The organism is Microcoleus sp. A6-C6 (assembly GCF_036705955.1).
In the GTDB taxonomy this organism is placed as follows: Bacteria; Cyanobacteriota; Cyanobacteriia; order Cyanobacteriales; family Microcoleaceae; genus Microcoleus.
In genome coordinates, this window is record NZ_JAUBVR010000057.1 from 1,528 (window position 1) to 22,385 (window position 20,858).

The window sequence follows — 20,858 nt, forward strand, 5'->3', positions numbered from 1 at the left end:
CTTATCTTCGATTTAACTCTTAGTCCGCGGAGGCGGACATTGTTTGTGTAGGCGCGATTTCAATCGCCCGCTTATCTATTAAACCAATTTTATTTTATGCTTCATCTCCCAAATAAGCCTCAATCACAGCAGGATTATTCCTCACAATCGCAGGCTCGCCCAAGGCAATAAGTTGACCGAAATGCAGCACCGCAATTCGATCGCACAATCCCATCACCAGCGGTACATGATGCTCGATCAATATTACAGTTAAATTGAATTGTTCGCGCACTTCGCGGATAAATTCACTTAACTTGTGCTTTTCGCTGGGATTCATCCCCGCCGCTGGTTCATCTAACAGCAATATTGTCGGTTCTAGGGCTAGGGCGCGGGCGATTTCTAAGCGCCTCTGGTCGCCGTAGGGCAGGTTTTTGGCTTGTTCTGCCGCGCGATCGCCCAATCCGACCAAATCCAACAATTCCCTGGCTTTTCGCTGGGTTTTGCGCTCCATAGCGTTAGATTCTGGTAAGCCGAAAATCCCCGATAGTAGCGATAATACCGGATTTTGCGATCGGCTGTGGATGTGTCGGGCGATCGCCACGTTATCCAAAACAGAAAGTTCTCCAAACAACCGAATATTTTGAAAAGTGCGCGCAATACCTTTATTGGCAATTTGATAAGGCCGCAATTTAGAAATATTTTCGTCTTCATAAATCAGATTGCCACTAGAGGCAGGTATCAGTCCAGTCATTACATTAAACAGAGTAGTTTTGCCAGCGCCGTTAGGGCCGATCAATCCAAAAATTTCATGTTTTTTAACTGTAAAAGATACGTCGTTTACAGCTACTAAACCGCCAAAGCGGCGAGTTAATCCTTGGGCTTCTAAGATGGGAGTGTTTTGTGAGAAAGTAAGTGGTTCGGAAATCATCAAATATGATATAATAGAGATTATGTGATTATGCCTTAGACTTAAGTATAAATGGAATCCGAGGAAATTCAAGCAAAAATTCGCCAAAATTTATATGTTTATACAGCTCATGGAGATATCGAGCGTCAGGCTGATGACTTAACCTTTACTCAGGTTGAGGAAGCTTTGCTCAAGGGAGAGATTCTTGAGCAATATCCTAATACTGGTCGAGGTGAAAGTTGTTTAGTATTAGGTTATGCAGGTGAGATAGCCATTCATATAGTCTGCGGATGGCGCGGTGAAAAAATAGCAATTATAACTGTCTATATTCCCAGTCCCCCAAATTTTATCAACCCTAGAACTAGAGGATAAACTCATGCGAGAAATCCGATGCAATACCTGCGGTAGCAAGAGCTATGAGGAACGTAAAATCAATTACCTTTACAGTCACAAGGGTAAATACTTGCTAGTTCCTAACACACCAGTTGAGATTTGTCTTGATTGCGGCATGATTTATTATGATGCAGCAGTGCTTAAAGAAATTGAGCGCCGTTTCTTTGCTATTCACCAGCAGCATGAAATGCCTGATTCATATATCCAAATTCCCAGCAAAAGTTACACGTAAATCATTTTTGGTTGGTTTGGGAAGATGCGATAATCGCCCTTGGTAGCATTGAAAATAGATTCACTGCTGTAATTTTATCCTCACGGCAAGTATGAGTTCAAGTAATTATATTCCAATACGGTTCACTTAAGACAGATCCCCCCTAACCCCCCTTAAAAAGGGGGGGACAAGAAAGCTCTCAAAGTCCCCCTTCTTAAGGGGGATTTAGGGGGATCTCCGGGGCATAAATAGTGTTAAATGAACCGTATTGAATTATATTCTTAAAATTCCGCTTTTTAAGGAAATTTAGAGATCGATTATCAATTTCACCACTGACAACCACAAATTTAGATCCCCCGGATTCAGAAAACCAGTGTGATCAGAATGTAGATACAATTATTCAAATGGCTGATACCGCTCATCAAATACAAGGATTCTGGCCCATGACGACGCACTACCGAAAAAAAATAGTTGCCGTAATTGCCCTATCGTTTTTATCTTTCACATCGCCTTTACTGTTGATTCGCAGCGCTGTGGCAGAAAGTGTCAGCGCAGCAAAAGCTAGTTCCAAAGAGATTTCCTCCCTCATTGAGAAGTTAAAGAGCAACGATGAAAAGGAACTTGATGCAGCTATTGAGAAGTTAGTAAAAATAGGTGAACCAGCTATCCCCGCTTTGATTGAAGCTTTGCGTGAGAAAAATTTGCTAGTCCGCCGGAGTGTTGCTCAGGTTCTCGGAAGAAATGGCAATCGTGCTATTCCTGCTCTTGTCAACGCATCGAAAGACTCGGACGTAAAGTTACGCCGTAATGCTGTCAACGTGTTAGGAGAAATTATGAATGGATATAGGTATGTACGGGAAGATTTATCAGAAGCTAAAAATGCTGTGCCGCAGCTAATTCCCTTGCTGAAAGACTCCGATGCAGACGTGCGTAGTAGTGCGGCCCGTGCCTTGGGGACTATGGGTGCAGAGGCTAAAAATGCTGTGCCGCAGCTAATTCTCTTGCTGAAAGACTCTGATGCAGACGTGCGTAGCAGTGCAGCCAGTGCCTTGGGGAATATTCCTGCAAAACATAAAACTGTTGTACCGCAGCTAATTCCCTTGCTTAAAGACTCCGATGCAGGTGTGCGTAGTAGTGCTGCTCGTGCTTTGGAGAATATGGGTGCAGAAGCTGCTAAAACTGCTATGCCGCAGCTAATTCTCTTGATTAAAGACTCCGATATAAATGTGCGTAGAAGTGCCACCAGTGCCTTGCAAAATATCGGTGCAGAAGCTAAAACTGCTGTGCCGCAGCTAATTCTCTTGCTTAAAGACTCCGATATAAATGTGCGTAGTAATGCCGCCGATGTATTGGGTAGTATCGGTGCAGAAGCTAAAACTGCTGTGCCGCAGCTAATTCCCCTGCTGAAAGACTCCGATGCAGTGGTACGTCTTAGTGCCACCAGTGCCTTGAGGAGAATCGGTGCAGAAGCTAAAACTGCTATGCCACAGCTAATTCCCTTGCTGAAAGACTCCGATATATTTATGCGTAGTAATGCGGCTGATGTCTTGGGGAATATTGGTGCAGAAGCTAAAACTGCTGTACCGCAGCTAATTCTTTTGCTCAAAGACTCCGATGCAGACGTGCGTAGTAATGCCGCCCGTGTCTTGGGGAGAATCGGTGCAGAAGCTAAAACTGCTGTGCCGCAGCTAATTCTCTTGCTGAAAGACTCCGATATAAATGTGGGTAGAAGTGCCACCAAGGCTTTGGGGAGTATGGGTGCAGAAGCTAAAACTGCTGTGCCGCAGCTAATTCTCTTGCTGAAAGATTCCGATAAACTACGTACCAGTGCCGCCTATGCCTTGGAAGACATTGCTCTTAGCCTTCAAGAAAAGGCAAATACGCTAACCCCATCGCAGTTAAATCAGGCGGTATCAAACCTAGAGTCAGCCTTAAAAATTTTGGAACCGTATGAGGCTGAACGTGATGATCAATATATTTCAGTAGACGATGAGTCGGTAAAGAAGAGAACGATCGCAAATCTCCGTGTATACATCAAGAATCTCAAAGCCGAACAAAACGCCAAGTTATTCAATTTGATGAGCCAGAATCAATGGGTAGCAGCAACAATAATTTACCTAATCTTCTTCCCATCCCTGTGGTTTGCAATCCTCCGGCTGCGTCCCCTGTGGCTGCTGCGAATCAACGACGCACTCAAACCCTACGAATTTAAACTACCAGAAACATGGGGCGGTGCTCCCGTGCGAATTCGCGACCTTACCTTTATCAGTATTTTTATTTACCGTCCCAGAGTTCTAGATTCCTGGGTTTCGGCCCACATCGAAACAGTCCGCGAACAATTTGCTCAACGAAATACAGTCAAAAGCCGCGCTACTTACATCCCAGTTTCTTTTGAATTAGACGACAAAAAACTACCTCAACTTAGAGGTCAAGATTTGCCAACAATTTTCACCAAAAAGCGAATCTGTCTGCTCATCTGGGGTGAAGGCGGTATCGGCAAAACTAGCATCGCTTGTCAAATTGCCGATTGGGCAATGGAACGGGATAAAACCCAACGCCTCTGCAAACACCTGATGATTCCAATCTTGATCGAAGAAGAACTAGACAGTAAAGTCGCCGCAGGCAAACATCCCTTTTTTGAAGCCATACGCGGTCAACTAAAATCTATCACCAACCATCCCACGCCCATTGCTGAAGAACTGCTGCAAAAATTGCTACAACAGCGCCGCATCCTGGTAATTGCCGACCACTTTTCAGAAATGGCAGAAACAACCCAAAAGGAAATTGACCCTAATGCTGCCGATTTTCCGATCAATGCTTTAGTTGTGACTTCGCGACTTGATTCCACAATGGGTAAAGCCAACAAAAACACGCTTCACCCGTTGCGAATTGAGGGATCGGAACTATCAGCTTTTATGGAAAAATACTTAGATAAGCTAGGAAAATTAAATCTTTTTAACGGTTCGCAATTTCATTATGCCTGCGGCGATTTGGCTAAACTCTTAGAGGAAATCAGAATTCAAGGCCGAAGTACAACTGTATTGTTTGCCAAACTGTACGCCGATGTGTTAGTCGCGAAAATGGAAGGCAACAAAACGGGTAAGTTACCTGAAAATATACCAGATTTAATGCTTTCCTACCTGAACGAACTGAACCGGGACATGGTAGAAAATAAATTGACAGATATCACCGTTCACGAAGATGCTAAATTGCTCGCTTGGGAATGCCTGAAACTCACTTATCGACCCACTAGCACTAAGATTGAAGATGCTATAAATGCGCTATCTGCATTTAATTCACAAGATGTGGAAAGACGCTTCAACTATCTCCAAGAAAAACTCCACCTCATCCAAACGAATGTTCCTAGCAAAGAGAATATCCGCTTTGTACTTGACCCCGTAGCCGAGTATTTAGCAGGATTGCATTTAGTCGATATTTATGGTGAAGATGAAAGCAAGTGGCGGGATTTTATAATAGATGCAGACTTTCAAAATTCGCCAGAGGCAATTAAAGGTTTTATGTTAGCAGTTCGTGATTGTTATTTGGCCAAGATTCCCGGTGCAAGAGATACTAACTTTTTGCCGAAAGAAATCGCAGCGCGCTATAATGTCCTAATTACCGTACCGCTTCAATCTCCTCAAGCCGTCTCGCCAGGGTAATCCTATGACTGCATACAAACATGACTCGCAGCCTTCCCAAGCAAAAGTGCTACCGACGATGTACGATCTACCTAGCGAAGACCCGGAGGAGCCTGGTTTGCCTGACGAATATCACCGCTTGCAAGCACAAGTTTTGTGCGATAGCTGCATTCCCCCTAATTATCCAGCCGATCGCGTATTCTCTGCCAGCGATCTCAATCTATACTACGACTCCAACCACCTTAATTGGTACAAAAGACCCGATTGGTATTTAGTTGTCGGCGTTTCGAGATTTTACCAAGACAGAGACTTGCGCCAAAGTTACGTGATTTGGGATGAGGTGGTAAGTCCTTTAATTGCGATCGAATTTCTATCACCAAGTACGGAAGATGAAGATTTAGATTTTACAGAATCGGAACCCAACAAACCGCCGACTAAATGGCAAGTTTACGAGAGAATTTTGAAAATTCCTTATTACTTTGTTTTTAGCAAATACAACAATCAACTGAGAGTATTTCGCTTAATTGGCAACCGTTACCGCGAACAATTGTTAACAGGTTCTCGATTCTGGATACCGGAAATCCAGTTAAGTTTGGGTTTGTGGGAAGGTGTTTTCCTCCAAAATGAAAGGTTGTGGCTGCGCTGGTATGATCTTAATGGCAATTTGGTTCTGACTCCTGAAGAATTTGAAAGACAGCGAGCTCAATTGGAAAGTCAACGAGCTGAATTGGAACGCCAACGAGCCGAATTTGAAAGGCAGCAAGCTGAAATTGAAAGACAGCAAGCTGAATCGGAAAGGCAACGTGCTGAATTTGAAAAACAACGGGCAAATCAATTGGCCGATCGCCTGCGAGACATGGGCATTAATCCAGATGAACTGTAGTTTTATGCTAATCATATAACCATGTACATACCAGATTCGCAATCTTCCCAAGCAAAAGTGCTACCGACGATGTACGATCTACCTAGCGAAGACCCGGAGGAGCCTGGTTTGCCTGACGAATATCACCGCTTGCAAGCACAAGTTTTGTGCGATAGCTGCATTCCCCCTAATTATCCAGCCGATCGCGTATTCTCTGCCAGCGATCTCAATCTATACTACGACTCCAACCACCTTAATTGGTACAAAAGACCCGATTGGTATTTAGTTGTCGGCGTTTCGAGATTTTACCAAGACAGAGACTTGCGCCAAAGTTATGTGATTTGGGATGAGGTGGTAAGTCCTTTAATTGCGATCGAATTTCTATCACCAAGTACGGAAGATGAAGATTTGGGGCTGACAGAATCCGCACCAAACAAACCTCCGACTAAGTGGCAGGTTTACGAGAGGATCTTGAAGATTCCCTATTACTTTGTGTTTAGCAAATACAACAATCAACTGAGAGTATTTCGCTTGATTGGCAACCGTTACCGCGAACAAGTGTTAACAGGTTCTCGATTCTGGATACCGGAAATCCAGTTAAGTTTGGGTTTGTGGCAAGGCGCTTTTCTACAAAATGAAAGGTTGTGGCTGCGCTGGTATGATCTTAATGGTAATTTGGTTCTGACTCCTGAAGAATTTGAAAGACAGCGAGCTCAATTGGAAAGCCAACGAGCCGAATTTGAAAGGCAGCAAGCTGAAATTGAAAGACAGCAAACTGAATCAGAAAGGCAACGCGCTGAATCGGAAAGACAGCGAGCTGAATTTGAAAGACAACGAGCCGAATCGGAAAGACAACGGGCTGAATCGGAAAGTCAACGAGCCAATCAATTGGCCGATCGCCTGCGAGCAATGGGCATTAATCCAGATGAACTGTAAAATGAAGTAGCAGCGTGAAATACTGTCTGCTGTCTCAATAAAAATTTATTAACTAAAAATAACTTATGCCAGAATCTACTTCATTGCGCGATCGCTACCTAGCACTGATCGATAAAATTGTCGAAATCACCCTCAAAGGTCAAATTCGCTCTAAAGAACAAGTATATCAAATGTTGGTGCAAGACATTGGCACCGGCACCGGCGAAATCTTTGAACGCTGTTTCGGCGAACGCTTAGATGCCACCGAAAACCTGCTCAGAAATGAAAAGGACGAAATCAAACAAGCCAAGGCAAATCGTAGCCTCAGAGCGCTAAAAACCATCCAAGGAGAATGGGAACGCTGGCAGAAGGATAACCGAGTCGATCGCGAAATTGCATCTTCCATCCAACAAATCCTTACCGCCGAATCCAACGGCCGCCTCCTGGCAATATTGCAAATAATCGATCCCAATAAAGAACATCCGCTGACTTTAGAGCAATTGCAGCAGTTGTCCAAATCCGTGCACCAACAAATGCTGCAAACTACCAATCCCGAAACCGAGCGAGATTTGCAGCAAATCACCAGCGGGATTGCCAAAGGTTTAGAATCTTGGCAGCGCTTGGAACCGGAACTCGTCGGCTGGATTTATCAGCCGCAGCAGCTAGGATTCGCTGGTAGTCCCGAACAAAATGGGCCTTGGGCTTTTTGGGCAAAAAAGGTTAATAGTCCGTTTCCTCACGCTCTTTTGCAGACTATTGCCAGGGGTGATTCTATCGTTGAACTGGCAGCCAAGCAGTCTAATGTAGAATTAAGTACATTGGTTGAGTTGGCAATTATTTTGCAGTGCTTACAGCGGGCTTTGGCGACATGGTTCGATAAGCAAGTTTACGATTCTAAAGTATCCACAAAAGCTTCGATTTCTACTTACATTACTTTTGCGGTAATTTGGAGTCAGCTAGCTAGTGGATTTAATAATTCTACTAAGAGCGGCGAGCAGTTGGCCAATGCTTGTTTTCAAGTGACTTTGCAAATTTTGCGCGCGTTTTCTCAGCGGGAATACTTTCCGCTTTATGGCGGGATTTTTGCTTCGTTTGATGGTAAAGCTCTGCGGCATACTTTGGATTATTTAGATGAACCTCTGCGCCGTGTTGAGGGTACTCAAGCTAAGGCTCGGATTTTGACACTTTTGGGTTATTCGATGCAGGCGGCTGGGGCCTATGAGCGATCGATCTTACTGCACAAGCAAGCGCTGGAAATTGCCCGTCTGGAGGAGGATAAGGCCTGCGAAGTTGCTAATCTCAATCACATCAGCCGCAATTATGTTGCTCAAAAAAATTATCAAGAAGCGATTAATTACAGTCAGCGGGCTTTAATTATGGCACGACAAGCGGGAGAGCGGCAAGGTGAGGCAAATGCGCTGGCTAATTTGGGCTACAGCGAGGTGTTTCAAGCGCGGCAGTTGGAGGAGGTGGAACCGGAGGTTTATGAAAGTGCGATCGGCTATTTGGAGCAAGGCTTGTTATTATCGGAGAAATTGGGAGACAGGCAAAGTCAAGCTTTTTGCTCTAGCAGCCTCGGAATTGCTAAAATTACTCTGGAAAATGCCGCCGGTGCGATCGAGTATTTGGTCAAAGGTTGGCAAGCTGCCCAATTTTCGGGCGATTTGTATTTGCAAGGTCTGAATTTGGCTTATTTGGCTCAAGCTTATTACAGGATGAATGAACTAGAACAAGCGATATTTGCTGGTAGTTTGGGGATGTATACTTTGGAGCAAATTGGGGCGATGGAGTGGCGGCAATCGGCTGGTTTGCTGACTATTTTGCGCGGACAAATGGGGGCTGAAGCTTTTAAAGAATCTTTGGCGAAAAGTCGATCGAATATCATTCCGGTAATTGGTGTTGATGGCTACGATTACATCCCAGAATTGCTGGAAAAATATCAGCAATCTATTTAACTCTTTGTGGAACAGGCATCTTGCCTGTTGCTAAGAAAGGGGGCGGGTTCTCCGGCCCACCCCATAATCAAATTCATCAAGAGTGGCACAGGCATCTTGCCTGTTGCTGAATATTTTCAAGCACCCCAGTTTCCGAATAATTACTTTTCAACTATCACCGTCGTGCCAACTGCGACTTTCTCAAATAAAGCCTGGGCATCTTTGTCAAACATTCTGACACAACCGTGAGAAGCTGCTCGCCCGATCGACTCTAGAGTCGGAGTCCCGTGAAAACCGATCACATTCTTACCATCCGTCCAAAACCCGATCCACCTTGTACCCAGCGGATTGTCGGGCCCTGCGGGTACAATTTCTCCCGTCCAAGGATGCTCCCAAGCAGGATCTTTAATCATTTGCATGACTTTAAAGCTGCCCGTGGGAGTTTCCCAGCCCTGTTTCCCGATCGCCACCGGGAAACTCGCTTGCACCTTATTTTTGCGGTAAACATAGACCCGACGTTCTCGCAATTTCAGCACTAAACGTACTTCCTCAATGGGATTTTCTGCCGCCTTTGGTTCTTGGGGAATATACTGAGACGGTTCGCCCAATGGTGGCAGTTCTGGAACTCCGAGATTTGGCAATTTTACATCGGATTTTGAGCGCTGGGCGATCGCACTATTACTTAAATTAGCAACAGATTGGGCAGTCGCCTGCTGCTGTAGGGCAACAGACAGCAGCGCTGCACTCAAACTCAACGCAATTAGCTTGTTAAATAAAAATTTGCTGTTCACCATTTTTTTGTTCGCTAAACTCCTCATCAGCAGTTCCTACAAAGTTCCTATCTAATTATCCGCCAACCGCACCCGATCTGAAAAGTTTTAAGATGGCTTTTTGACTGTCAATATTGCGCCGTTTTTAGTTGAAAGTTCATCAAAGCACAGGGGATTTAAAGCCCCCACCTTTAGGTGGATTGTTTTTAGGCTGGGGCTTAAATCCCCTGCCTAAAAACTTCGCACTCCAAAGTCAACTGTCAACTGTCAACTGTCAACTGTCAACTGAACTGTGGCAGGCTGGCGATCGCGAATTGAAACTATGGCGCTACTGCATGGGGCAAGCAGAATCTGTCTGTTGGCAGAGTTTCCCGCTCGTGCCGCAACAGTTAGGTGGGCGCAAAAAAACTGCAACGGTCGATCGAACAAACTCAATATATCATGCCTACACTCAAGAGATGCCAAGCGCTGAACTTGTTGTAAATGGGGAACTTTTCATGTATAATTCAGTCTTTCAAAACTTGTTCGATAATCTTTTTTTGAGATTGTCATAAATTTACTACTCCGGGGATTAAACTGGATTAGGTTTAAAGGTTGGGATTTTCGCGTAGCGAAAGCAAGCCCGACCCTCAAAGGCAGTTAATGTGAGGTTTCAATGCGTCTTCAGAACATCAAATTATTGACAGGTGCAACCCTGTCGGTGCTCATTTCGGCGGTCTCAGTGCATCCTGCGATGGCTAACCCTGCAATTGAAATAGCCCAAACACAGACCACCACAACAGCAAACGCTCAAATTTTTACGGGTTTTGTCAAAAATATTGTCGGCGACATAGTAACAATTCGCCCAGAAAGCGGGCCGTACAGGACTCTCAGGATTCAAAGATGCGTCCTGAGAATTACTGCCCTCGTACCGGGAATGAAAGTCAGAGCGACGGTATCGGGAGATCAGGTGGAAAATCTCACAGTGATCCCCAATTATAAGGTGGTCTCTACAACCGTTGTTCGTCCTGCCACCCCCGCACCGCGTCCGACTCCTGAACCGCCACCAGTTCCGGCTCCCCGCCCGATTCCCCGTCCGGCTCCCGCTCCAATTCCGGCTCCCCGTCCGATTCCGGCTCCCCGTCCGGCTCCTCCTGTGAGAGGACTTTGGTAGAGTTACCGTTGTAAACGGAATTAAGCCATCGCGCGCGCGGTGGCTTCGCTGTTTAGGAGCAGTTAAAATCATAGAATTGTCGAGCAATTGTGGAGAAATGGCTGCTATGTATTACCTGCGTTTCCTGTTGCTAATTCTGCTGTTACCTCTGGTTGCGTGCGATCGACCTACAGATGCTACAGCAACTCCTGTACCCGCACCAAGTCCGCTGTCGCAAATTCCCTCCCTTGCGCCGCTGACAAATGTTCGCACAACTCAAATTGTACCGACCAAACCGCTTTCGCCACAGCCCATCCGCATTGTTGCAACTGCTTTACCGCAACCTTTCGCCAGCCAAAGCGCCTCAAAACCTCCTCAAGTAGTACCGATTCCCGCATCGCCAGTGCTGCGAGTGCCTCCTGGCTTTGTCGTCAACGTTTTTGCTGACAATTTAGACGCTCCCCGATGGCTGGCTTTAACGCCGACAGGGGATGTTTTGGTAACAGAAACGCGCCAAAATCGGATTAGGCTGCTGCGGGATGCCAACGGTGACGGCGTTGCTGAGGTGAACATGACTTTTGCTAGCGCCCAAAATGGGTTAAATATTCCCTTTGGCATGGCTTTTGCCGATCGCTATTTTTTCCTCGGAAACACCGCCGAAGTCCGCCGATTTCCCTACACAAAAGGGCAGGAACAATTAACAGGTACTGGTGAAAAGATTGCCGATTTACCTGGCGGTGGCTACAACCAACACTGGACGCGAAATGTTGTCGCTTCCCCGAACAACCGCCAGCTTTTCGTATCAGTTGGTTCCCAGTCTAATGCCGACTCCGAACCGCTGCCGAGAGCATCTGTGCAAGTGATGAATTTGGACGGCACAAACCAGCAAACATTTGCTTCCGGTTTGCGAAATCCTGTGGGATTGGATTTTCACCCAAAAACCAATCAACTCTATGCGACAGTCAACGAGCGCGATGGTTTGGGAGATGATTTAGTACCGGATTACTTGACCAGAATTCGTCAAGGCGAGTTTTACGGCTGGCCTTACGCTTATTTTAAGCCGAATTTGCTCGACCCGCGCCATGTCAAAAATGGGAATAGCGAGCGACCTGATTTAGCAGCTAAAACATTAATGCCGGATGTGCTGTTTCAGGCGCATTCGGCGGCTTTGGGGCTTCAATTTTACGACGGAAAAACATTTCCTAAAAGATTTTTTAACGGCGCGTTTGTGGCGTTTCGCGGCAGTTGGAACCGCAATGCAGGAACTGGGTATAAAATTGTGTTTGTACCCTTTAATGCGGCAACTGGACGGCCTCAAGGTTATTATGAGGATTTTCTGACTGGTTTTCTCACAGATCCGTCGGGCCCGAAAACTTGGGGGCGGCCTGTTGGTTTGTTGGTTTTACCTGATGGGAGTTTGCTGTTTACTGAGGAAGGGAATAACCGGATTTATCGGGTGCAGTATCGCGGCTGAGAATTGGGCGATCGATTAGATGCCGACTTTTTCAAGAAGTCGGTATCTGGTTGTTTAGTCAGCTTCAAACCTTGCTAAGTTGAGATTCACTGGAAAATTTCTGAAAAATTAATAACCTATCTTCTTCCGCAGTTTCTCGATTTAAATCAGACAGTTCGTAATAGGAATCTGTTTCGGGCAAGTAGATTTCCGGTAAATTTTCAGGCAGGATTAAATAAGTGTTTTTCACCTGTAAATCATTGTCTATATCTAATGAATATAGAAATCCGTCAACAGGATTTACAATTAACTCGTGCAATGAAACTTGTCCCTCTATGTAAAGCTTGAGAGTTAGTTGTGCAACTCTGAAAACCAACCAGCGATTGTACAAATTATCTACATCGCACCAAGAATAAAGATAGCTATCGCCGTATTCATTCTCAAAAAGCGATAGCAGGGGGCCGTCGAAATACTCTAAATGGACTATGCTTCTGAGAGTTAGAGGAAATTTACTTAGTTTAAATCCTATTAATTGTTCCATATTTTTCTACCTTACAATAAACAAGATGTTATTACAAATTTGGCTGCTAAATCAGCAGTAGCAAATTCATGTAGGCTGAAGTGACCGTTATCATCTATTTTGGAGAGAACTCCATCTGTCTTGCAGAGCGCTCCTGCTGCTATGTGAGTCCCCAGAGAATCACGCAGTTTTTTTCTTTTTTTTGTTAGTTTTAAATAACGTTTTTCGGCATTTTCCCTGGTATCAAATAATGATAGCGCATAACCTTGACATCTGGTTGCTTCAGTTTCTGGTTTTAGGTTGCGCTGCGGAGTTATTATCAGCACTGGTTTAAAGTTATCAATAGATCGTTCATCATTGGGTTTAAATACAAATCTAAAAGCCAGCATTTCTTTAGGTTCATAGTCCAGTGGTGGGCATTGAGTTGAAAGCTTATCTATATATTCTTGATGTTTGAAACACATATTGATAATTTTAGTAGCCGATTTGATTTTAAAGTTTAGCAGAAAATCGCTATTTTTTATAACAATGGTAATCCGTGCTTTTTGCTGTAAAATCAGTGGGGTATTCCTGTTAACTATAGTATTTTTAAGTCTGTATAGCAAACAACCTAAAAATTTGGCGATCGCGCTTTAAAATGCAGAACCTGGTTGTTTGAGAAACTCTGCTTCTTCGGGAGTTGTTTCGCGTCCCAGAATTTGATTGCGGTGGGGAAATCTCCCAAAACGCTCGATTATTTTAAAATGTCGTACTGCGAAATCTATGACTGAATCGCTTTCGGGTTTGCCGCTGAGCTGGCGAAATAGTTCGACAGATTTTTGCTGGTTTTCTAAGTTTTCGCTGTGTTCAAAAGGTAGGTAAATAAACCATTTTTGTACTTGCAGCAATTCGCGATCGAAGTTATTGTTAACACCGTGTTGGGCGGCGGCTAAGGCTTTGCTGTCTGTGGCGAAGGCTTGGGGCCTTTCGCGAAACATATTGCGCGGGAATTGATCGAGCAGTATGATTAATGCTAGGCAGTTTTCCGGGGAATCTAGCCACGAGTCGAGTTTACCGGATGCTGCTAGTTCGTATTGCGGGAGAAAGTTCGTTAGTATTTCCGCATCAAAATTCGCATCTTTTTTAAACCACTTGTTTTGGACTTTTCCAAACTCAGGAGAGTTCGATCGACCAAACCAAAAATCTAAAACTTCATTCATTAGCAATCGAGTGTTTGATTGATTGTTGATTGCAGCTTCTGTGTCTGTAGTTGCACAAAATGTGCTTGATGCACAACTACAAACCGCAGCGATTAATGATTGGCAATGAGGACTGAGAAGCGTTTGTTGTCCGGTGCTTAAATTTACGAACTAGCAAACAGTCTGTCCCAAGTTTTGCCTCCCACAATTCCGTCTACAGGAAGGTTGGCTTGTCGCTGAAATATTTTCACTGCATCTAGGGTTGTCCGGCCGAATATGCCATCAAGTGCGATCGGTTCTGGGCAGACACCCTGCGCGTTCAACAATTTTTGCAGTTTCTTCACATCTGCCCCTCTCGATCCGTGTTTTAAAATCCTTTTATGGAATCTAACTTCTGGTTCGTGGCAATCATTAGTGGGGCAAACTTCGCCGCCTGAATAATAATTGGCTGCATTGGCGCCAGTCAACACTAATATGCCAAGAACTGCTAGTAAATAATAAAAAGTCGGCTGCTTAGGCTTAACCTCATGCTTAACCTCATGCTTAACCTCAGGCGGTTTTGGGTGGCATTCTAGTGAAATAGTACCAGTACAAACTTTTGCGGACATAGTTTCCCTGTTAATTTTATCAAGCGTTTTCGGAAATTTTGACGATTGTTTGAGAGTGAGCAACCGGGTTTATGGGATGGAGGTATCCAATCTCGCTAGACCGGGTTTCTGGCAACAGTCAACCGACATTCTACAATAGAAGTGGCTTTACTGCAAAATCTTTGATCGTGCAAGTTAAATTTTGTTGCTCTTGGGTAGCAGCAAAGGTAACAATTACTTCGCAGGCAATAGCAACCGTCAGCATTACCAAGTTTCTTGCCAGCGGGTAATCACAAATGTCATCATTCGCCGGTGAAGGAACGCGATAGTGTTGGTTCCAAATTATTTCGGAGTAATCTGCTGCTAATCCGACGTGCACGCAGGGAATGGAGGTACTCGCACAGTAATCCTTGACTGCTTGCCGTCCGACGCTGTTATCAAAAGTATCGATCGCAACGGCGCTGTTGGCAAGCAGTCGATCGACATTGGCGGGTGTCAATTCCTTTGAGTGCGCGTCAATGCTGACTCCCAAGGCGCGGTAGAGGTTGTTGGCGAGAATTTTGGCTTTGAATGCGCCGATATCCGATCGATAATAGGGTTGAGTGGAAAGGTTGCGCTCTTCGATGCGATCGCGATCGATGACTTTTAACTGACAAAAGCCCGATCGCGCCAGACTCTCTACAATATTCGCACCCAAAGCACCCGCGCCGCACACCGTTACCTGGAAATTTTTGATCAGCGACATCACTGAGGAATTTCTGTAAAGTTGTTCGTGAAAAAATATACTCATGACAGTTGACAGTTGACAGTTGACAGAATTGATGATTTTTATCGATTTTCGACGACTCCGACTAATGACTGCAAGTCGAAATCTTTGTCCAATCCGCTAAGACAAATGCCAGCACTCATTACTGTTAAGTCATTTTTTGCGATCGCAGAACTATGATGTTCTCCACTGCCGCTAGTCCATTCAACCAGCCAGTAATTTTTGCGATCGCAAAAATCCCGCAATTCCCCGCCGCCCATCTTCAAAGCCCGCTGCAAGCGCTGTTCTGCCTGCACATTCGGGTCTAAATGTTTAATATTTCGGGAGACCAATTCGTAAACAGTTCGCATTTCCGGCGTCATCCCTTTAAAGCAAACTTCTTCAGGTAAAATCAATTTTTTCAAAGCTCTTCTCAACTGCTCAGCAAGCAGCGGATCGGCGCGCCTGTCAATTTCTTCAAACCACAAACAATCACCGTCCCACCGCGCCAGAATCGGCTCGAACTGCGAGCCTTTAGTTACTAAATGTACTGGCACGGGTTTAGCAAAACCAGTGCGCTGTTTAGCATCAGATTCATTAACAGGATAACCCAGCCAAGTTTGCCCTTGCAGCACGCAAGCCAAATGCAAGCGAATCGGCATGAGTAGTTGCAAATACTCTGCCACTTGCGGCAAAATAGGCTCCTCAATTACAGCAGCAATTTTCTCATTTACAGGCTTAAAAATAGCCCATCCTTCAAAATTTTGCGGCTGCGGTTGAAACAGATAAGTCATCCCACTTATCCTTATCCGCACCCTTCCCCCCCGCACGCAGGGAGCCAGGAATTGCGTATCGAGCAGTTGCCCTTCTTGCGCCGCGAGTTGGCTGAGGATTTTGCGGATATCTGCCACTGAATTGACCTCCGTAATTTTACTTATTTTTACATAACCTGCTCTTAACTTAAGCGATTATAAACATTTACCAAAAATCTTGACATCAATAAATATTATAGGATAATATTTATCGAGCCTCCAAATTTAACCTTGTAGAGATATCAAGTAAATATGCTGAAAAAACTCTTTTCTAAGTTAGTTATTGTGACAGCTTTGACAATTCCTATCTTAGCATTGGCCCAGGTTGCTCATGCTCAGAACACTCATGGAGCTACTGCTTATTCTCCGACTTCTGACGCCACGGGTATTAGTTGGGATCATGCTACAGAAAAAGAAGCACTAGATGCAGCAGTAACTGCCTGCAATCAACAAAGTGGCGGGGCTAACGATTGTGTAGCTCTGACATCTAATACGAATAATTGTGGAGCGATATCAGTAGGGAAGGGAGGAGCAGGTGCAGGCTGGGGCGATGATAAAGCAGCAGCAGAAGCTCAAGCTCTCGCTGCTTGCAGTGAACTGGAAGGAGGCAACTGCAAAATAGAACTTTCAGCTTGCAACAATTAATTGAACCGATCGAAATCGGTTTGAGCGGTGTATATTTTCGCTTGTAAAATAGCCGAGAAAATAACCATATTATGTCCGTTCATTTCCGAGGCGAAAACGGTTTGTAGTGAAGACTTTAGTCCTCAGATTGTAAGGAATAAAGTCCTCACTACAAACCAGTAGGCTGCACCACAAGCACCTTACCTAGTTAATCTCCTACTTCCGAAGTAACTGCATCAGGTGGCAGCAAACTTTCTAATCTATCTTTAGACCAGTATTCAGTAGGATAAGCAAGTGCAATAATATCAGAGAGTCGAATCAACCACGTAACTTGTCCGTAAGCATCGATATTTTCCCCGTGTTCGTTAGGGGGAACTATTACCAAAAGTTCGGCAAACTCCCCGTACAAGTTAATCGGGATGCCGCCGAAACTGCTATTATTTGTTTTAACCCAAACTTTACAGCCTCGATCGAGAGCTTCTTGCAGTCGCTGGCAGAGCAAAGTGGATTTTTTGACCTGGGATTTTTTGGCTTTAGACTTTTTTCCCATAGTTTTAAGAAGTTAAAGTAGTGGTACTGTGGGTTGCACAGTGGGTTGAGATAAGCGTGCGATCCTCTTCGAGGGCTTCGCTAACGCGATTTGGTATTGAAACGGACAAAATCAAAAAGGGCGATCGCCCTGTTGCCACCCTACTACTCTAGTCTATAAGAAAGTGCCATAGTGCGATCGTAATAACAATTTAATCGCAAAATCGGGAAATAATCTGCGGTATCAATTTACAGAGTCAATCAACGATCCACGTATTTATACTGTGTCCAAATGTAGTATGATCAGTGGAATCTTCCCAAATCGTTTAAGTAAAACAATGGACTGGCGAAAGCTCATTCATCCCAACCCAAAAACTGCAACAAGTCAACCCGCACCGCCAGAAACTCGATTGTCAGTAGAATTCTTGCTGGGGCTGTTTGCGGCGGGATGGACGGAACAACAGGTGTTAGAGAAATATCCTACACTCACTTCGCCGAAGTTGCGCGCTGCTTTGGCTGCTGCGGATTTTCAGTTAGTTTCATCCATCGCCAATCCAGAATTACTGGAAATTATCGAGCAAACTAGAGAAGAATTGACGATAGGCAAAAAGTTGCCGCTTCAGGATACTGAGGGAGATGTTTGGGAGTAATATCAAATACGGTTAGATTGGAATTATATCGCGAACACTGGCGAACTCACACTGCACTCCGAAAATTCTGCGATTCTGTTTCTGCCAAATGTCGATGATGTTGACGCATTCCCTCTAGCATAACTTGGTCTGACGGATCGAGTCCATCGGCATCTTCATCAAGCCCAAATTTTATACAAATTTCATCAAGCGTCTGAGGTTGAGTGACTCTTAATTTAGCTCGTTTCAGTGCCGTTAACAAGCGAGTTGAATTAGCAGGAGAACGCAACAAGTAAAGCGTTTCTAGCAAACTTTCTAATTCTGCCTTAGAAATCAAAACTGCATTTTTGCCGTTATGTCTGGTTATCACAATTAATTCCCCAGTTTCAACAGCACGATCGCAAAGTAAATCAAAATTTTCTTGAGCCTCAGCGGATGTAACCTCAGTTGACATACCAGAATAAAAAATATGAGGATTGCTCACCAGCATAACTGACGGGCAATCCCATTCTATCACTTGTCATCCCTGACCGGCAAAGCCATATCCAGAATTTCCATCAACAACTCCAGCCGCGAAGGGCGAGACAACATCGGCACCAAGTTCGGCAGCGAGTAATAATCACCCGCAAAGGTAAACGTTTCCACTGACACTTGCTTGTCCTTCAATTGGTTCTCAACATAATCGCAGTAAGCGCCAACTCGCACAATCACCACATCAGGAATTACCCCCAAACTGCGGCAGTAATTCTGATAAGCATCAGCAAAATAAGGTGCAGAATTTTCGCCTTCATCTGTTACCATAATGAACTGCTCAACCACTTGCTTCTTAATCCGCATTGCTTCCACCGCGCAACCGCAGCTAGTGCCGCCGCCTGCGTTAATGTGCTGGAATGCGCGCTCCCAATCGGTCAATTCGCTGCCGTTTGCTTGCACTGGATACGGCATCGTGTCAAAGGCATAAACGAACAGTGCAGCCTCGGAAATGCCCGATATCAAAGCAGCTAGACGCTTCCCAACTTCGATCGCACTTTCCATACTTCCCGACTTGTCAATCAACAAACCGGTGGCTTTGACAATCTTGCCGCGCTTCTTTACCTGTTCGTTTGTCACCGCTTCCAGCTTCGCCGTTGTGGCTGCGTCGAAGTTAGCGCCCGCGCCCGCAACACTCGCTTTGTATGCAGAAACCCGATCGCACTTTGCCGCTTCATCCAGCTTCGAGTCAATCAACTGCTTGACATCCGGGTGATCCATCGCGCCGCGAGACTGAATTGATTTCAGGTTGTTGATCACTTCCTGCGGCGACATCGAGTTAATCAGCGCTGCTAACACCGTTGGCGTGAGCATTTTGATCGCACCAACTGCGATCGTATACGGAATCTTGTATTCAACAATCAAATTCGCCTGTTCCGCAGGAGTCGCGGCCTTCGCTAACTGCTTTAACACGAATGCCAGCGAGTCTTCCGGCGGATTGTCCTTAAACAGAATAGCATTAGCTCGATCGCTCGGCTTGACGTGTAAAGTGGCGTACAAGTGCTTCATCGCCTTGCGGTTGCGTAGGGCGGCGCGATCGAAAAACTGAGCATTCTTTTCGCGCGATCGCAGATAGCGAGTGACAGCAGTGCGCGCGCTGCGTGGAACCTTATTTTGGTGCTGCTTCATAAAGTCCACAATCCGCGAAACCTCGTAGGGCGGGAACTCTTGCAACATCATAAACCCGGCATCTCGGTGCTCTGTCAGCGCCGAAGTCAGCAAATTTCCGGCAAAAACTTCCTTGTGATCGCGCACGTCGCCGTGACGCTGATACCACACTGCTAAATGACCGTAAAAAATCGGGTCTAATTCGATAATTAACTTGTGAATTTCTGTCACCTTTTCCAGTTGGCGGTGAGGTGTGGTGAGCAGACTGTTGAGCATTTCTAAACGTAAATCGCGCTCTGCTGTATTCATTGGTGCTGCCTCCAGTTGTAATTTTGGATTTGCGATTTTGGATTTTCAATTATTAGGAATATCCAAAAATCTGCGAATGGCAGTTGTTGCACGCTTGGCAATAAATATAATAGTCGCCGCGCAAGTTTGAGGAGCTTTGTTTTTAGAACCAGGTAAGGGTTGTATGTAAGCTCTTCGGATTGGGGCGCGGCAACAACTGCTATTTTAAAACTATTTCAGGGAAAATTCTGGGATTTCGATCGCCCTTAAATCCGGTTCAACCCAATTATTCCGGGCTTCCGAGGACATCAGGTGCTCGCGGGTGTAGTGGTGAAATGGTAAAGTGCGATCAGCATATTCGACAATCAAACCGTTAGCCAAATGTACGATCGAGCGATTCCGACTTTCAGCCGCCAGATACTCGCGCACAGTTTGTGCCCAAAACAGCGTTAGCGTTTCGTGATACCCGCTGTTTGGCGTGCTTTCAATGCCATTCACAGCGTTGTAACGTTTGATGCCATTGCGAATCGCATCGATCGCCTCTGATTCCGATTCGCCAAACAGAAAATACCATAAAGCAACGGTTAAATGGGCTTCGTGCGTCCATTGACTGCGTGGCAGGCTGCATTCTTGGAAGGCGTGGAGGAGGGTATCTATCTCGTAGGGCGATCGGTAAATTGCAAGTTTGTTGTTCATAGCTAATACCAATCAATTTCTTAGTCCGCGGAGGCGGACTTCGTATGTATATAATCGGTTTCAACCGCCGACTAATACTCCAAAAATGTTAAAATTTAAAACACTTCGCACAAGTTAATAAAGCTGTAAGCACAGCCGTTCTTACCAGTTTTACCTAGCAGTGGACACGCAAACCTCATCTAGAACTAGAGACTCGGAATGCTGCCCTAATTCGATCGCTCGAATATCGGTACCTTAGGGCCCTTATAGTTAGGAAAGTGTGTAAGCTTCATCAGTTAGGGCGCGAAGTGATAAAATTAATGTCGATCGCAGTTAAGACTGAAGTAATTTCGTTTGTATTAAGGACTTCAGTTCTTAAAAAAATAGAGGTTCCGCGCAAGTTAGAAAAGCGTTTTGACAGTCCGATTGCTCTACCCCTG

The 20,858-nt window shown here is 45.1% G+C and carries 22 protein-coding genes; 10 read left to right on the plus strand and 12 right to left on the minus strand.

The genetic code is table 11. The annotated features are described in order from the left end of the window. Positions 1-94: 94 nt before the first annotated feature. Positions 95-907: an ABC transporter ATP-binding protein gene (locus tag QUB52_RS20585; RefSeq protein ID WP_332974650.1), complete on the minus strand. Its 813-nt coding sequence runs from the start codon at positions 905-907 to the stop codon at positions 95-97. A 51-nt stretch (positions 908-958) separates the two neighbouring features. On the opposite strand from QUB52_RS20585, the gene QUB52_RS20590 reads away from it, so the two are divergent. The 6 genes from QUB52_RS20590 to QUB52_RS20615 all read left to right on the plus strand — a co-directional run bounded on the left by QUB52_RS20590 (position 959) and on the right by QUB52_RS20615 (position 8,860). Beyond that, the gene (locus tag QUB52_RS20590; protein ID WP_332974651.1) at positions 959-1,258 is read left to right on the plus strand and encodes a DUF4258 domain-containing protein; all 300 of its coding nucleotides are present in this window, start codon (positions 959-961) and stop codon (positions 1,256-1,258) included. Between the two features lie 4 nt (positions 1,259-1,262). Beyond that, positions 1,263-1,511, plus strand: a complete 249-nt coding sequence (locus tag QUB52_RS20595; RefSeq protein WP_332974653.1) for a type II toxin-antitoxin system MqsA family antitoxin — start codon at positions 1,263-1,265, stop codon at positions 1,509-1,511. A 383-nt stretch (positions 1,512-1,894) separates the two neighbouring features. After that, positions 1,895-5,149 (plus strand): HEAT repeat domain-containing protein, encoded by a 3,255-nt coding sequence (locus QUB52_RS20600; RefSeq protein ID WP_332974654.1) that lies wholly within the window; start codon positions 1,895-1,897, stop codon positions 5,147-5,149. 4 nt (positions 5,150-5,153) lie between these two features. Beyond that, positions 5,154-6,011, plus strand: coding sequence for a Uma2 family endonuclease (locus QUB52_RS20605; protein WP_332976253.1), 858 nt, complete (start codon positions 5,154-5,156; stop codon positions 6,009-6,011). A gap of 21 nt (positions 6,012-6,032) precedes the next feature. After that, positions 6,033-6,926: a Uma2 family endonuclease gene (locus tag QUB52_RS20610; protein ID WP_332976256.1), complete on the plus strand. Its 894-nt coding sequence runs from the start codon at positions 6,033-6,035 to the stop codon at positions 6,924-6,926. A 65-nt stretch (positions 6,927-6,991) separates the two neighbouring features. Beyond that, the gene (locus QUB52_RS20615) at positions 6,992-8,860 is read left to right on the plus strand and encodes a tetratricopeptide repeat protein (RefSeq protein ID WP_265234081.1); all 1,869 of its coding nucleotides are present in this window, start codon (positions 6,992-6,994) and stop codon (positions 8,858-8,860) included. 140 nt (positions 8,861-9,000) lie between these two features. Here QUB52_RS20615 and QUB52_RS20620 read toward each other — a convergent pair whose 3' ends face one another. Beyond that, the gene (locus tag QUB52_RS20620) at positions 9,001-9,633 is read right to left on the minus strand and encodes a L,D-transpeptidase (protein ID WP_332969149.1); all 633 of its coding nucleotides are present in this window, start codon (positions 9,631-9,633) and stop codon (positions 9,001-9,003) included. 631 nt (positions 9,634-10,264) lie between these two features. Between QUB52_RS20620 and QUB52_RS20625 the strand changes: the two genes are divergently transcribed. Then, complete coding sequence (locus QUB52_RS20625; RefSeq protein ID WP_332969151.1) at positions 10,265-10,762, plus strand: autotransporter; 498 nt, start codon at positions 10,265-10,267, stop codon at positions 10,760-10,762. A gap of 97 nt (positions 10,763-10,859) precedes the next feature. Further along, complete coding sequence (locus tag QUB52_RS20630) at positions 10,860-12,215, plus strand: PQQ-dependent sugar dehydrogenase (protein WP_332974657.1); 1,356 nt, start codon at positions 10,860-10,862, stop codon at positions 12,213-12,215. A 64-nt stretch (positions 12,216-12,279) separates the two neighbouring features. Here QUB52_RS20630 and QUB52_RS20635 read toward each other — a convergent pair whose 3' ends face one another. The 6 genes from QUB52_RS20635 to QUB52_RS20660 form a co-directional block, all read right to left on the minus strand. Continuing rightward, positions 12,280-12,735 carry a DUF6575 domain-containing protein gene (locus QUB52_RS20635; protein ID WP_265234077.1) on the minus strand — a complete coding sequence of 152 codons (456 nt, stop codon included), beginning with the start codon at positions 12,733-12,735 and terminating at the stop codon, positions 12,280-12,282. A gap of 11 nt (positions 12,736-12,746) precedes the next feature. Beyond that, on the minus strand, positions 12,747-13,319 hold the full coding sequence (locus QUB52_RS20640; RefSeq protein WP_265234076.1) for a hypothetical protein: 573 nt from the start codon (positions 13,317-13,319) through the stop codon (positions 12,747-12,749). A gap of 27 nt (positions 13,320-13,346) precedes the next feature. After that, positions 13,347-13,913, minus strand: coding sequence for a DUF924 family protein (locus QUB52_RS20645; RefSeq protein ID WP_332969153.1), 567 nt, complete (start codon positions 13,911-13,913; stop codon positions 13,347-13,349). A 143-nt stretch (positions 13,914-14,056) separates the two neighbouring features. Further along, positions 14,057-14,500 (minus strand): peptidoglycan-binding domain-containing protein, encoded by a 444-nt coding sequence (locus QUB52_RS20650; protein ID WP_332969154.1) that lies wholly within the window; start codon positions 14,498-14,500, stop codon positions 14,057-14,059. Positions 14,501-14,630: 130 nt separating this feature from the next. Next, the gene (locus QUB52_RS20655; protein WP_332974660.1) at positions 14,631-15,269 is read right to left on the minus strand and encodes a ThiF family adenylyltransferase; all 639 of its coding nucleotides are present in this window, start codon (positions 15,267-15,269) and stop codon (positions 14,631-14,633) included. Positions 15,270-15,307: 38 nt separating this feature from the next. Continuing rightward, positions 15,308-16,135 carry a hypothetical protein gene (locus tag QUB52_RS20660; RefSeq protein ID WP_265234072.1) on the minus strand — a complete coding sequence of 276 codons (828 nt, stop codon included), beginning with the start codon at positions 16,133-16,135 and terminating at the stop codon, positions 15,308-15,310. A gap of 153 nt (positions 16,136-16,288) precedes the next feature. On the opposite strand from QUB52_RS20660, the gene QUB52_RS20665 reads away from it, so the two are divergent. Continuing rightward, the gene (locus tag QUB52_RS20665) at positions 16,289-16,681 is read left to right on the plus strand and encodes a DUF4189 domain-containing protein (RefSeq protein WP_265234071.1); all 393 of its coding nucleotides are present in this window, start codon (positions 16,289-16,291) and stop codon (positions 16,679-16,681) included. Positions 16,682-16,868: 187 nt separating this feature from the next. On the opposite strand, the gene QUB52_RS20670 is transcribed toward QUB52_RS20665, so the two are convergent. Then, entirely contained in the window at positions 16,869-17,210 is a 342-nt protein-coding gene (locus QUB52_RS20670; RefSeq protein WP_265234070.1) for a hypothetical protein, read from the minus strand. Between the two features lie 316 nt (positions 17,211-17,526). Between QUB52_RS20670 and QUB52_RS20675 the strand changes: the two genes are divergently transcribed. Then, a complete protein-coding gene (locus QUB52_RS20675) occupies positions 17,527-17,838 on the plus strand; it encodes a DUF433 domain-containing protein (RefSeq protein ID WP_265234069.1) in 312 nt (103 codons plus the stop codon). A gap of 46 nt (positions 17,839-17,884) precedes the next feature. Here QUB52_RS20675 and QUB52_RS20680 read toward each other — a convergent pair whose 3' ends face one another. From QUB52_RS20680 to QUB52_RS20690, 3 genes are all read right to left on the minus strand, one after another. Continuing rightward, positions 17,885-18,271 carry a type II toxin-antitoxin system Phd/YefM family antitoxin gene (locus tag QUB52_RS20680; protein WP_332969159.1) on the minus strand — a complete coding sequence of 129 codons (387 nt, stop codon included), beginning with the start codon at positions 18,269-18,271 and terminating at the stop codon, positions 17,885-17,887. Between the two features lie 59 nt (positions 18,272-18,330). Next, entirely contained in the window at positions 18,331-19,764 is a 1,434-nt protein-coding gene (locus QUB52_RS20685) for a hypothetical protein (protein WP_332974663.1), read from the minus strand. Positions 19,765-19,974: 210 nt separating this feature from the next. Continuing rightward, positions 19,975-20,439 carry a hypothetical protein gene (locus tag QUB52_RS20690; protein WP_265234066.1) on the minus strand — a complete coding sequence of 155 codons (465 nt, stop codon included), beginning with the start codon at positions 20,437-20,439 and terminating at the stop codon, positions 19,975-19,977. Positions 20,440-20,858 lie beyond the last annotated feature (419 nt).